Source organism: Umezakia ovalisporum Ak1311, from assembly GCF_029891685.1.
Lineage (GTDB): Bacteria > Cyanobacteriota > Cyanobacteriia > Cyanobacteriales > Nostocaceae > Umezakia > Umezakia ovalisporum.
Window position 1 is genome coordinate 109,227 of sequence record NZ_JANQDJ010000068.1, and the last position, 13,199, is coordinate 122,425.

General features: G+C 40.2%; 11 protein-coding genes. 5 read left to right on the top strand and 6 right to left on the bottom strand.

What is annotated here, in order from left to right:
* Nucleotides 1-4: 4 nt before the first annotated feature.
* Nucleotides 5-667, bottom strand: coding sequence for a riboflavin synthase (locus tag NWP25_RS13255; protein ID WP_280651088.1), 663 nt, complete (start codon nt 665-667; stop codon nt 5-7).
* 339 nt (nt 668-1,006) lie between these two features.
* Between NWP25_RS13255 and NWP25_RS13260 the strand changes: the two genes are divergently transcribed.
* The 3 genes from NWP25_RS13260 to NWP25_RS13270 all read left to right on the top strand — a co-directional run bounded on the left by NWP25_RS13260 (nt 1,007) and on the right by NWP25_RS13270 (nt 3,107).
* Nucleotides 1,007-1,504, top strand: a complete 498-nt coding sequence (locus tag NWP25_RS13260) for a bifunctional nuclease family protein (protein ID WP_280651089.1) — start codon at nt 1,007-1,009, stop codon at nt 1,502-1,504.
* A 154-nt stretch (nt 1,505-1,658) separates the two neighbouring features.
* Nucleotides 1,659-2,789 (top strand): aldo/keto reductase, encoded by a 1,131-nt coding sequence (locus NWP25_RS13265; protein WP_280699567.1) that lies wholly within the window; start codon nt 1,659-1,661, stop codon nt 2,787-2,789.
* 123 nt (nt 2,790-2,912) lie between these two features.
* Nucleotides 2,913-3,107, top strand: a complete 195-nt coding sequence (locus tag NWP25_RS13270) for a hypothetical protein (RefSeq protein WP_280651091.1) — start codon at nt 2,913-2,915, stop codon at nt 3,105-3,107.
* 10 nt (nt 3,108-3,117) lie between these two features.
* On the opposite strand, the gene NWP25_RS13275 is transcribed toward NWP25_RS13270, so the two are convergent.
* Together NWP25_RS13275 and NWP25_RS13280 are read right to left on the bottom strand one after the other, a co-directional pair.
* Entirely contained in the window at nt 3,118-3,324 is a 207-nt protein-coding gene (locus NWP25_RS13275) for a hypothetical protein (RefSeq protein WP_280651092.1), read from the bottom strand.
* Between the two features lie 454 nt (nt 3,325-3,778).
* Nucleotides 3,779-4,939, bottom strand: coding sequence for an extracellular solute-binding protein (locus tag NWP25_RS13280; protein ID WP_280651093.1), 1,161 nt, complete (start codon nt 4,937-4,939; stop codon nt 3,779-3,781).
* A gap of 338 nt (nt 4,940-5,277) precedes the next feature.
* Here NWP25_RS13280 and NWP25_RS13285 point away from each other — a divergent pair, with 338 nt between their 5' ends.
* Entirely contained in the window at nt 5,278-5,652 is a 375-nt protein-coding gene (locus tag NWP25_RS13285; RefSeq protein WP_280651094.1) for a hypothetical protein, read from the top strand.
* A 145-nt stretch (nt 5,653-5,797) separates the two neighbouring features.
* On the opposite strand, the gene cobT is transcribed toward NWP25_RS13285, so the two are convergent.
* Genes cobT through NWP25_RS13300 form a run of 3 tightly spaced genes read right to left on the bottom strand, consistent with a single transcriptional unit; the run spans nt 5,798 to nt 8,416 of the window.
* A complete protein-coding gene (gene cobT, locus NWP25_RS13290) occupies nt 5,798-6,928 on the bottom strand; it encodes a nicotinate mononucleotide-dependent phosphoribosyltransferase CobT (RefSeq protein WP_280692359.1) in 1,131 nt (376 codons plus the stop codon).
* Between the two features lie 4 nt (nt 6,929-6,932).
* Nucleotides 6,933-7,658, bottom strand: a complete 726-nt coding sequence (locus tag NWP25_RS13295) for a DUF2232 domain-containing protein (protein WP_280651096.1) — start codon at nt 7,656-7,658, stop codon at nt 6,933-6,935.
* Between the two features lie 53 nt (nt 7,659-7,711).
* Nucleotides 7,712-8,416 (bottom strand): Crp/Fnr family transcriptional regulator, encoded by a 705-nt coding sequence (locus NWP25_RS13300; protein WP_280651097.1) that lies wholly within the window; start codon nt 8,414-8,416, stop codon nt 7,712-7,714.
* 963 nt (nt 8,417-9,379) lie between these two features.
* On the opposite strand from NWP25_RS13300, the gene NWP25_RS13305 reads away from it, so the two are divergent.
* Nucleotides 9,380-13,195, top strand: a complete 3,816-nt coding sequence (locus NWP25_RS13305; RefSeq protein WP_280651098.1) for a hypothetical protein — start codon at nt 9,380-9,382, stop codon at nt 13,193-13,195.
* The last annotated feature ends 4 nt before the right edge of the window (nt 13,196-13,199 follow it).

Sequence of the window (13,199 nt, forward strand, 5' to 3'; positions counted from 1 at the left end):
CTAATTACAGATATCCATGTTCTGCTAAAAAAGCAGGTGTCACTACATCGGTTTGCCCCTGTTGTCTCCCATTGGAAAGAAACTTCTCCACATATTTGCCCAAAATATCCCCTTCTAAATTTACCCAACTGCCAGAGACAAGATCACGGAGATTTGTTTCGTCATAGGTCAGGGGAATTACTGCCACTGTAAACTGAGATAATTCCGGCTCATATGCAGCTATTGTTAGGCTCACACCATTTACAGCAATGCTACCTTTGGGGACAATATACCGCGCGATCGCATTGGGTGCAGTAAAGGTCATCTCCCAAGAACTAGCAGTTTGTTTAGCTGCTACCAATTGACCCACACCATCTACATGACCCATGACAAAATGACCGCCTACTTTACCTCCCACCCGCAACGAAGCTTCTAAGTTCACATATCTCTGTTGTGTTTCCTCTTCTCCCAAAGTCGTTCGGCGCAGAGTTTCCGGTGAAGCAGTAGCGATAAACCCGTTATTTAAGATTTTCTCCACTGTTAAGCAAACGCCATCCACCGCAACACTATCGCCATAAGCCAAGTCCTGCATAATAACAACAGAAGACTGACTTGCAAAGCTAATCTGCCAACTATCGCCCCCCAAGGGTTTCATTGTTCCTAGAGATTGGATTAATCCTGTAAACACGGCTTTTTTTTCAAACTAATTCTATTTATTGCCTAATTTTCCCGAAAATCCACTGTAATTATGACATTAATGTAGAACACTTTGAGTATAATTTCTGACTATTTTTAGTATAGATTTATTAACATATTCGCATCCTTCACAAGGCATACTTGGTTAAGAAGGTTATTGTCTACATAGACGACCTTGACCTACTCTGGTGTTCACAACAAGTTCGGAGTTTAATAGAAGCAATTATAGAGAACAATGGTTATGTTTATTTCCGCCCCCAATTTACCCAGTGCTAGGGTACTATTTGTTACACAGCACCCAATCATCCAAAGGATTGTAGAGGCTTAGGCAATGATTGAAATGAGAGTCGCTGGCATAGCATTAGATGCCATAACCCGCAGTCCCATCGTACTTTTGAAAGATGCTTCAGATCGACGTGCTTTGCCAATTTATATTGGACAGGAGCAAGCAAGGGCAATTATGGGTGCGCTAGAAAATCAAAAGCCTCCCAGACCGTTAACACACGACTTAATTGTGAATCTTTTAGAGTCATGTTCCATGATTCTAGAAAAGGTGATTATTCACTCCTTACAAAAGGACACATTTTATGCAGCCTTAATTGTTCAGCAGGGGGAAATCAAAAAAGAAATTGATGCGCGTCCCAGTGATGCCATCGCTGTAGCTCTCCGCACTAACTCCCCTATCTGGGTCATGGAAGAAGTGGTTTCCGATGCTTCAATCCCTGTTGACCGCGACGCTGATGAAGCAGAACAGCAAGCCTTCCGGGAATTTATTTCCAATCTTCGTCCAGAAGATTTAATCAAACGCTTTGGCAATGGCGAGAGCTAATTAAGTCAACATTAGGAAGCAGGAATAAGCACGGGGGGAAAGTGCAGAAAAAAATACATTGTACTTCTAGCCCAATCCTTCTTCCTTTTTTCCTTTTTTCCAGGGTGTACAGACAAACCAAACACAGACTAACCCTCTGCTCACAGTAGATTTTATGCAATACCGACGCTTTGGAAAAACGAACCTACATCTCTCGGTTTTTTCTTTAGGAACAATGCGCTACCTAGCTGACAAGGAAAATGCCCGGCACACCATAGCTAAAGCCTTAGCTCTAGGAGTGAATCATATCGAAACAGCCAGGGGTTATGGCAAAAGTGAGGAGTATCTTGGTTCAGCTATCAAAGGCGGATTGTCAGCATCCCGTTCCCAGATTCATATCACCACTAAAATCAGCCCCACAATTGATGCTGATAGTATGCGTCAGTGCATCAATGATTCCCTAGAACGATTAAATCTAGATTATGTAGATTGCTTAGGAATTCATGGCCTAAATACCTGGGAACATCTCCAGTGGGTACAGGCCAAGGGTGGCTGCATGAAGGCTGTCCACGAAGCCCTTAATGATGGTCGAGTGCGCCACGTTGGTTTTTCCACCCACGGTTCATTAGATGTAATTATTGCGGCAATCAATACAGATTTGTTTGAATTTGTCAATCTACATTATTACTATTTTTTCCAACGTAATGCTCCAGCAATTCAACTAGCTGCTGAAAAGGATATGGGCATTTTTATCATTTCCCCAGCTGATAAAGGAGGTCGCCTTTACACACCACCCCAAATGTTAAGAAACCTCTGTCAGCCTTATTCACCTTTAGCATTAAATTATCGCTTTTTACTCAGTGATCATCGGGTTACTACTTTGAGTGTAGGCGCAGCTAACCCACGTGAATTAATCGAACCTTTACAAGTTGCTGATAATGATAGCCAACTAACACTATCAGAAACTTTAGTTTTACAAAAGTTAGAACAATATCAAAAAGCTGCCTTAAAAACTGAACAATGTAGCCAATGTTATGCTTGTTTACCTTGTCCAGAAAATATCAATATTCCAGAGGTATTGCGGTTAAGAAATCTAGCTGTTGCCTACGATATGAAAGAATATGGAAAATATCGTTATGGTATGTTTGAAAATGCTGGTCACTGGTTTCCAGGAATGAAAGCAAACCGTTGTACAGAATGTGGTGAATGTTTACCTCGCTGTCCAGAAAAATTAAATATTCCCGCATTATTAGATGATGCTCACGAAAAATTAAGCGGGAAGAATAGGAGAAGACTATGGGAATAACGCGTAATTAGTAATTTAAAATATTCATAATTTAAAATGCAAGTTAGTTAAGTTGATTTATCTCTACACGTTAAAATAGTATGTTAAAAATAATAAAAAAAGGTAGACGTCGAAATACCACTAATGAGTACCATCAAAATTCACTTAGTTGTTGGCATTGATAACGTTACCCTAACAGTATTTTACACTGAAGAAGAAAATTGCTGGCAGTTCCGCTTGATTAGTCCTGGGGGTGAAATGTTTGGTGAGGGCAAGATTTTCTATACCCCCGAAGGCGCGGAGAAAGCAGGGCGGAAGTGGATTCAACAAGGGAATTAAAGCAGCAAAATCAATTCCCCCCCTCGGCCAGTGCTTCTAAATGAAAAGCAACATTACTCAGGGCCATTTCAATCTCGGAACTATAAGGAATTCTCCGCCATTTTGGGGTAGTTGCATTGTCCATTGCAGTTGTTTCGAGATATTGAGCAACAACCATTAGTTTTTCGGCATCTGTTGCGGCTGTGGCTAAATTGTCTAAAAATTCTTTAGGTGTCATGACTCTCCGACAAAAACGTAACAGTATGAGAATTTCAATACTGCTAGGAGAATAACTACTCCACCAAAATTAGTCTGTTCATCATACTCATGTTTTCCACTCCCAACCAGCAAATACAACTCATTCATCAGGTAATTGGACACCTGGTTAGAAAAGACTTCCCTTTTCTGCTATCAGAGTTTAGATAAATTAATATTTAGTAATATGCATTACTCGTAAATCATCGGCCTCAACACAAATAACCCGCCAGAGTAGACGTGACCATTAATTAGCAAATTTGGGGCTTGCTAGATTATCTATAGCGTTACGATTTTGTAAACCCCTTAGGTAGCAGTGGGAGAAAAGACGGTCATAACTTGTGACTCTTTAACTATCAAAAAAACTCTTAGCAACTTATACCTGTGATTTTGACATCATTATTAGAGTTATTGCGCTCTTTCTAAAAAACTAATTGCTACCCTTGTTTCATTTTTGTGAACAAAGATTCATATTGCTCAATTGCTGATGGAGGTAAAGGACGCAAAAATTCACTTTTGTTGAAAACTTCACTATTGCTGTGCAACAGGTTTCTAAATGGTTTCTGAAGATCCCATGAGGTAATATCAAAAGAAATTGGCGAATTACTTCTAGTTAGCACAGAAATTTTTTTAGCGATATCTGGTTGCCAACAAAAATCAATCCACTGTGATGCAAAAGTATCTTTTTTAACTCCTTTAGGACGCACCCATAGGTCAGCCCAAATTGCTGTTCCTGATTTCGGGATCACTACGGCAAGCTGGGGATAATTCGTCAGAAGCGACATAATATCAGTTGACCAACCAACAGCTAGCCAAGTATCTCCAATAATTAACGGTTCTAAGTAGTTATTGGAACTGTAGAACTTTACCTGTTGGTTTAATGCCCTTAGTTCATTTTTTAAATCCGGTATTGTGTTTAGATTTTCTGTATTGTAGGATGCCCCCAGCTTTTTCAAAACCAAGCCTACTACTTCTCTAGATTGATCCAGTAAAGAAATCCGCTCCCGCAATTCATCTCGCCACAAATCACTCCAATCCTGGGGAGTCCAATCCAAACTCTGGAACTTTTCACGATGATAAACAATTACCGTACTACCCCAACGGTAAGGAGCAGCCCAAACATCTCCTTCGGTATCCCAGTTGCCTTGATTATCACGCTTTACCAGTTGCTTCCACCTTTGATCTAAAGCAGACCAATGTTTTAACTGTTGGACTTCTGCCTCTTCTAATGGTTGAATAAGTTTTTCCTCAATAGCTGCTTTCAGCCAATAATCTCCCAAGGTTACTAAATCAGATGGAACTTTTGGATGGGATTGCTTAAACGGCATGAACCTAGTCCAAAATGAATCATTACTGGTTTCTGATTTATTTTGCCAAGTTTGCAATTGTTTAAACAAATCGTGTATCTGATCCACAGGCGAAAAGTTAAACTGTACCTGTTGCTCTAAACTCCGGCGAAACTGAGTAACTATCTGACTGGGAATAGAACCTTTTAACAACCGGACATTGAATTTTGTCTGGTTGCTTCCGCCACAACCAACTAACAGCTGCGAAAGCCCCAGTCCACCTGCACCCAAGAAAAAAGAGCGTCGATCCATCGATTTTGGATTTTTAATTTTGGAACTTTGACTATAAAAAATTATAGCCCAACTGCTTATTAGACCGTATTTTGTAAATAATGTCGGCAAACCGAGACATTTACGGACTTTAGAGTAATATTCTAATAGTCGCTGCTAATAAATTGATTTCTCTCCACAATCATCATGAATAATAATAATACTGGTTTAAAATATCAAGACCTATTTATGAGTAAATACTTAGTGTTCAGAAATAGACAAAATCTTGGAAAAATTAAATAATTCAAAAATATAGTTAATATCACCAGTAAATTGAATAACATATAAAAGATGTACCGACGAAAGGAGGAGGGTATTTAATGGAACCACTACAGAAACATATCCTGACTTTGAGTCATAAACTTGATGCCCTCTACCAAGTGATTGAGCAACTTGATAATAGAGTTGCTCAAGCTTTCTCAGAATGCTCTTTGGCAAATGCACGAGCAAAGAATAACTACGTAGAAAATAGTGGGGTAGTTGCCCACCAGTTTAAAGGACATATAAATTTAAGTCCACAAATGGAACACAAGGATGTATTAACAGATGGCATGTCTTTAGAGATGAATCGACAAGGTGGAGATAAAAACTTAACACCAGAAATTCAAATACAAAGACTAACAGCACAATTAACAGCAGCATACAATCGCATTGCTGCCTTAGAAGAACAATTGATGAAAGATAGAATTCATTAAATTACTAAATGATGAGTACCAAAAAAGGCCGTCAGCAGTTCTTAGATTCAGGCAATTTTGTTGTTCCCATGGGAAATGGAAGTTTCACGGCTTAGTTATTAGCATTTAGCAATTCTCAACTGCTGCTTCTACTTAAAAACATAGTTTACAAACAACCTATCAGCCGCTCTAATTGAGTTTCAATGGCAGTTAAAAATTCTTTTTCTTGCCAATTTTCCTTGAGATAAGCAGCAATGCAAGCAGCACCTGCCCCTACGCCTTCTTTCACAAAACCCTTGTCATAAGCTTGGAGTTGGGGATAACGAGACTTTGCAAAACTTAACTGAGTGGCAAATAAGGGAGGAATTGTTTTACCCAAGGCAAGGGCTAAGTCAACGGTGCTACCAGTTGGATCTTCTGCTACCCAGCGGGTAGTACCCACAACCACTGCTCCTGGTTGCCAATACAAGCTATAAGCATCGGCGATGGCACAGATTAAAGCGTAAACCGCCAGCATTTGTGTGCCACCAGCCAGCAAAACTCCACAACTACGACTAGCAGCGATGGCCATACCAGCGACCACCACTTGCATGGGATCCCCCACCCCAGCAACAAGTTCTAAAGGATCTAACGAAAGAGAGGAAAAACAGAATTTTTCTTTTCTCCGTTGCCTCATCTTCTCCAATCCAGCTTTTACCACTGCCCACTTTTGTTTATGATTACAAACAGGATGACTACTGTTAACTTTTCCCACTGCGTCTATACCCAAGGCAGTTAAAATTGCCAGTGCAGTTGTAGTACCCCCCACAACGCACTCCCCTAAAATCACATATCCTTGTTGAAGGTTCAAAGCCAAACGTTCCCCCCACAGTAGTCCTTGGTGTAGCAAATGGTCTACTGTTGTAATGTTCATAGCTGCACCTTGACTTAAACACTTAGCTGGACAGCCACCCAAATCAATCAATGGTACAGCGGCAGGTTGAGGTAATCCAGCATTAAACAAATAAACTGGCATATTCAGTGCTTCAACCACAGCCCGAGAAATTAGCACCGGAGAAGCCCCCGCAATCAGTGGTGGTAGGGGATACACAGGTTTCCTTCCTGCCCCATAATATAAAAACTCAGCGTCAGCACAAGCTGTATACTTTCGTGCTTCTGGAGTACTACCAGCGGCAGAAATGCCCGGAATGAGAGCAGTATCAGTAAAACCTAAAACACAGGCAAATATCGGTAAAGAATCCCCATACCGACGAATCCATTTTTCACCTTGTTCTATTTCAGTATAAATACGAATCAATTATTCAACCTTCATAATCCATAAGAACTTGTACCCATTGTGGCGGACGGGGAAGATAATTTCCCAAACGTTCCAATAACAGCCATGCTGCCAGGTGTACCATAAACAGATAAATAAAGTTATTAATTACAATTAACACCAGTGCTCCCACTTGTATTAAAAGTAAACTGGGAGTAGCTAATAATTGCATCCTCAAAAATGCCCACTCTATCAGTTCCGTTACCTGGTTAATAAAATAAACCCACAGATCTTCACCCGAAAACAAAGACAGCAACCACAATCGAAAAAACACCCCCAATGTACCCAACAGCGTACCTAAACTGATAGATACAATCCAGGGAAACCGACGATGCCATGTTGCTCCTAAAAGCACCCCCATAAAAGCGAAAGGCATAACAAATAATAGACTGCGAATTGGCCCCATCAGCACGGATAACAGTAACCCCGAGGTCACAGCAGCCATCCAAGAAGCTCTTTTGCCCCAGCGCAGGTAAACTAAAGCAATTGGTACTGGGAAAAATACCCGTAATACCGGACCCAAAGGAAAGTACAAATTAATCAACCAAATTAAGCTCCCAGCACTGGCTAAAAACGCTGTTTCCACCATTTGTAACGGTGCATCAACTTTTAGTCTGGGTTCTCTCAACTGGTGTTGACCTAACTCTTTATTTAACGAATTAGGAAATTCATGGGACGGATTTTCATCTGGTAAAGAATTTGGAATGTTCATGGTGAAAAAAGTTTAAACAACTTTGTCCTCAGTCCTCTGCGTCAGTGGTCACTTTACACGATTATCTTTTCTAGAGCTAACAAATCAGGAATACAAATTGTGCCACTATTTCTTATAATCAACCCTTTTTTTTCTAGCCTTGTTAAGGCTCTTGTCACTGTTTCCCTCGCCAATCCACTCAAACTACTCAATTCTCGATGAGGTAAATTAGGAATTTCTGTACCAGTTTGTCCTTGTGTTCCCTGTCCTTCTGACAAAAATAACAAAGTGTCTGCTACTCTTGACTGACTATTAGATTCTCGCAATCGTAGTCGGCGGTTCACTTGTCGTAAGCGTCTAGCCATCAATTGTGACAATCGCAGTCCCGCCAAGGGTTCTGTATGAATCAACTTAACAAAATCCCGAGATGGTAGACTACCAATCATCGCTGGAGTCAGGGTAATCACATCAGTAGAGCGTGGAACTTCATCTAATGCTGCCATTTCACCGAACAATTCTCCTTTACCAATAATATTAAGTGTTACCTCTTTACCTTCCAGGTTGTAAGTACGAATTTTAACCCAGCCATCTAAAACAAAATATACAGAACCACCCCAGTCATTCTCTAGCAAAATCACTTGATTTGCTGGGTGTGTAAGAGTAACAAGATGACTGAGAGCTAGTTCTATAGCAGCTTGGGGTAACCCCTGAAAAAAGGGAGCCGACGACGTAATTATCGAAGGATTGCTGCTTGCTTGCAAGCTATATGGGTCTTCCATTGCGGCATATTTAAGCTTTATATATAAAAAAACAAGGCGATGTATTCAGCTTAAGCTATCAAACCACAACCCACTTGACACAAACACAGTATATTGCAGGAAAAAGCTATAAAGAAATTCGTTTATTTACATGGTCAGGCAAAAGGGTAGGGGAATTTATCCGATATTTGAGTCTACCCAGAGCTAGATTATAAACTTGGTAAAGGGGTTGCCACCGGTAATTGTGATTTCTCATTATATCCACTGTAGTCTACCACATCTATGCAAAAATGGTAACTTTATTAGCGATAAGAGTATCAAATATTGCCCCCTTTTGAGTAGGGAATTCCGTGATTTAGTTAAGAATAGTCAACATAGTCAATTCTCGGTAGTGTAACATGTTTAGCTATTCACCAACAACAAAACTCAAGTGAAAAATACCCCTTGCCATTCAGCCACGCTTTAGCTACATTGTTTGCTCATACAGGTGCAAAGCTGGCTGTGGCATTTCTGGATGTTTTTTATTACTAAATACCTCCTAAAATGTGTAACATCTATTACAGTATGAAAGAGCAAAGGACTTTGTGAAAAAAACTTCGCAAAACCTCTTGTATTTGAAGATTTCAAATAGCCCTCAAGTTAATCCGCTCTAACAGGTGCTGATTCATGAGCAAATCCTATTTCAGTAATTCTTACGGTAGTTATCGCAAAATTAGATACTTACTCTAAAAACCTCTCTTGGAGGGATAAAAATAATTGTCCGCAGATAAACATACAAAGTAATGGCGCGCTTATTTAGATGGGGGTTAATGGTTGATAATATCTGTAATAGCTGGCTTGTACTATCCGTACTGGCTTCTAATTAGCAAAAGTTATAACATAATTCTGGTTGGGAGTCCCTAGAATTCCCATTTTCCCAAGTTTCCTAATTCTCTAGTAATTTTCATACAAGTTAACGTACAGTTGTAGCTAAGGTAATTTAAAGTGACTTCCCGCGTACATGAAATCCAAAAATTGATTGCAGACATTGACAACTTACTGAACACCAGTGGTAAGCGCTTACCTAGACTTCTATCCAATCAAGCACCGGAAGCCAAGGAAGTTTTAGAAAAAATTCGTAACTTCCTTGTCCAGGAAAAAGAAAGTGAGATTTTAAACAGTAACCACCAAAACCAGGTGAACACAGAGGTGCGAAAGTCACCTTTGTTGGACAAATTTGTTAATCAAGGTAATAGCCAATGTTTAGAACGGCAAAATCAGCCTGAGCAAGAACAAGGTAATTTATTAATTCAGCAACTCAAAAGCGAATTATCTTCGTTAATAGGGCCCTTGCAAGCAGAATTGGCAACAATGAGCCAAGAGAGGGAAAACCTCAGACAAGAAATTAGACAACTAGAGCAAAGGAAACTGCATAACTACTCTTTAAGCCAGCAGTGGGCTAACCAAGACCAGATGATTGGGGAATTTTTGCAGTTACTTATCAGCCGCATAGCATCTAATTTAACGCCGGAGATGGTGGGTGGTTCTGCCAGTGACAATAATCCCAGCAGTATAGAATTGGGATCTACTAGGATTCTACATACCTCAGAATCATCAGAACAGTTACAAAAGTTAACATATCTCACGGAGGAATTGGATCAGCGTCTACTATCCCTAGATGGAACTTTAAACTTTGTCTTTGAAGCATTACAGCGCAATATAAACACTTATCACGAGTCTTTATCCCAAGGGTTGGCCAGAATGCACAGTGATGGTGTGCAAGGGGAGCAGTTAATGGCCAACTTTGTCAAGAATTTAAGCCAACATTTGCAGCAACAAGCCCAACTGACTGTGTTCTCTTTTCCGGAGTTAGAAAAAAATCAACCTCTATCTCCATCAACATCATCATCGGTACCGACAAATCCCACGGATGATATGACTGATCAAACAACTCAGTCGTGGGAATTTTCACTGTCAAAGGCTTCCTCCTCATTGACGGTGAATGACGAACAAAAAGATGTAATTGCTACAGATGAGCTGGGTTCAATGCTTTTGGAGCTTGGTGTAGATGATTCTGTATCACCTCGTAATATTGCAACTGAGCTAGAGCAGAATGATTTGGAATCAATTGATGATGAGGTGGCTCAACTTTATGCCAGTTTATTGAGTACTGATAATTTGATTTCTCTCAACGTTGATGTAGAAGATTTATCATCGTCGCACATTACACCAACTACACTGACTTCAGAACCAGAGGTGATACCTGCAAATAATATCCCACAAATTATACCAACAGATGCAATGGAAGGGGTTCCACGGGTTCTGGAACCTTCGGTTCACCATGCAGATGTAGAGCCACAGTCATGGCAAGATTTTCCTGTATTGTCCCCCACAGAAGTGACATCAACTGATAATCTTCCCGTGGAATCAAGAAATGCTGATACAATTACAGCTTTAACTCAATTATTTACTGATGTAGAAGCTGAGGAGCAAATTTTAGAAATTGCTTCACATGGGGAAGTATCATCAGTCATAGCCTATAGTCAACAGTTGCAGCATGAATATTTAGATAACTATATTCCAGCTTACTCACAAGAGAGCCAGTGTGCTAACTTGCAAGATATTACTCTGGATGAAGGGCAAATGCAACAATTAAATCAGGACTTGGCCAAGTTTGATGAAATTATCAATCCTGATTTGAATTTGGATGTTTTTCCAGGTTTTGAAAATAGCATAAACCAACAACCTTTAATGGATTCTGCTACTGCAAATTTTCCTGACTCCAGTGTAGATGTATTTGAGGTTAACCCGATATCTTCTCCGCAAACAGAAGCTGACTTACATTTTAGTCCCTCAACTGAAACAAAAGATAAAGTTACAACTCTAGAGACAAATGCTGACAAACAAGGCTCTTCAATGGTAACTTCCAACTTTGTAAATAATACAGATGTTGCTCTCAATACCCCGGAGTCTGTTTGGTATCTCGGCATTGATGTGGGAACAACAGGAATTTCCGCCGCTTTATTGAATCGTTCTAGTGCTATTGTTTATCCTATCTACTGGTCAGCAGAAAACCAACAGGGAGTTACTTCCTTTCAACAATTGTTTCGTTTACCAGCAGAAGTTTATCTACCGACAACTTCCACTCAAGATACAAAAGCACATGACGGGGAAAGTCAGCAGCATAACTTTTACTCAGTGCAATTGAAGCCATATTTACAGATAGCTATCCCCTATAAGAATGAACAACAAAAATGGGAGCCTGTATTACAATTCAACCACTTTTCTGCAGGCCCTTTAATTTGGGTTGTGCGATCGCTTTCTAAGTTACTTTTAACTTTAAAATCAGATCCCCACAGTACAACCCAAGGTTTAACAGCTAGCGCTGTGGGTTTAAGTCAAGAAATTTTCCACAACATTATCAATAACATTACTGGTGTCATTTGCACCTGTCCATCTGGCTGGTCAGAACAATATCGCTTTAATCTGCGAGAAGCTGTCCTAATAAGCAAATTAGTCCAACATCCACAGCAAATATTTTTTGTAGAAGAAGCCATCGCTAGTTTACTCAGCATACTCCATGGGGCTAATGGCGAAACAGTGCAAATTAAGGATTCTCAAGGTTTGCATCTAACAAAAACCAGGGATGATGCTCTAGTGGGTCACACCTTTGTCATTAATATTGGCGCAAGTACAACAGAAATGACACTGGTTGATTTGCCAAAAAATTTGCAACAATTGGCACACAGGGATTTCATGCTTCATAGTTTCCCTTACGGTAGTAACGCCATTGAGCAAGACATTATCTGTCAGTTGCTACTTACGCGAAAATACGGGCAACCACGCAATGTCAACCAAGAAGATAATCAAACAAATACCAACAATTCTTGGCAATGGCAACCTGCTTTTCCCGGTTTAGATGAAATGCGTTGGGAAAGTTTAGGATTAGAAGAATTAGATTTACCCCAAGTAGGTGAACCAGACATTGCTGCTCGCATCCGTCTCCAGCAGAAGTTAGAAAGTTCTGTGTTAGGACAGGCGGTGCTAAATGCAGCTCTGACTTTAAAGTTAATTTTACAACAGCAAGATTCCTTCACTTTGGAATTGGCAGATAGGCGCTGGGTATTACAGCGCCGAGATTTAGAAAACCACGTTTTGATACCCTTTGTGCGCCGCTTAAACCGAGAATTTAATAAATTGTTAGTGGCTCGTGGTATACCCACAGAAGCAATTAATCAAGCTATCTTAACCGGTGGGTTAGCTTCTTTAGCGGTGGTAAATAGTTGGCTACGGCAAAAACTGTCCAATAGCCAAATTATTCAATATTTGTATCTCGGTGAAAACGGTACTCCTAGTTGTAGTCGGGTAGCTTATGGTTTGGCAACTTTACCTTTACATCCCCAGGTTTTAGAACAATCTAAGCAACGTTACACCGACTATTTCCTGTTTATGAAATTGCTGCAACTTTTACCGGATAGAACTTTATCTTTTGGGGAAATTCTCCAGCTATTTCAAGATGCTGGAATTAATACCAGTATTTGTCAGCAACGCTTATTAGCTTTCTTAGAAGGTGAATTACCTCCGGGTTTAATACCTGGAGCGCCAAATTCTACTTGGCTGAACTTCGGTTCTCAGAATAACCCTGACTACACAGCGATCGCCGGTGCACCACTATTCGAAAAGCAAGGAAATCTCACTTATCGTCCCAAGTTTTCACAATTGCTGGTTTTGCAACGTTATTTAAATGCAATCAAAGTCAGTAGTCAGCAACCCATACAGGAACCTTACACAGCGAATTTTGAATCACTTGTGATTCATTAGCCGT

Coding starts and splice junctions, on each gene's coding strand:
- NWP25_RS13280 (WP_280651093.1), bottom strand. CDS start 4,939: ATGGATCGACGCTCTTTTTTCTTGGGTGCAGGTGGACTGGGGCTTTCG.
- NWP25_RS13260 (WP_280651089.1), top strand. CDS start 1,007: ATGATTGAAATGAGAGTCGCTGGCATAGCATTAGATGCCATAACCCGC.
- NWP25_RS13275 (WP_280651092.1), bottom strand. CDS start 3,324: ATGACACCTAAAGAATTTTTAGACAATTTAGCCACAGCCGCAACAGAT.
- NWP25_RS13285 (WP_280651094.1), top strand. CDS start 5,278: ATGGAACCACTACAGAAACATATCCTGACTTTGAGTCATAAACTTGAT.
- NWP25_RS13300 (WP_280651097.1), bottom strand. CDS start 8,416: ATGGAAGACCCATATAGCTTGCAAGCAAGCAGCAATCCTTCGATAATT.
- NWP25_RS13270 (WP_280651091.1), top strand. CDS start 2,913: ATGAGTACCATCAAAATTCACTTAGTTGTTGGCATTGATAACGTTACC.
- NWP25_RS13295 (WP_280651096.1), bottom strand. CDS start 7,658: ATGAACATTCCAAATTCTTTACCAGATGAAAATCCGTCCCATGAATTT.
- NWP25_RS13265 (WP_280699567.1), top strand. CDS start 1,659: ATGCAATACCGACGCTTTGGAAAAACGAACCTACATCTCTCGGTTTTT.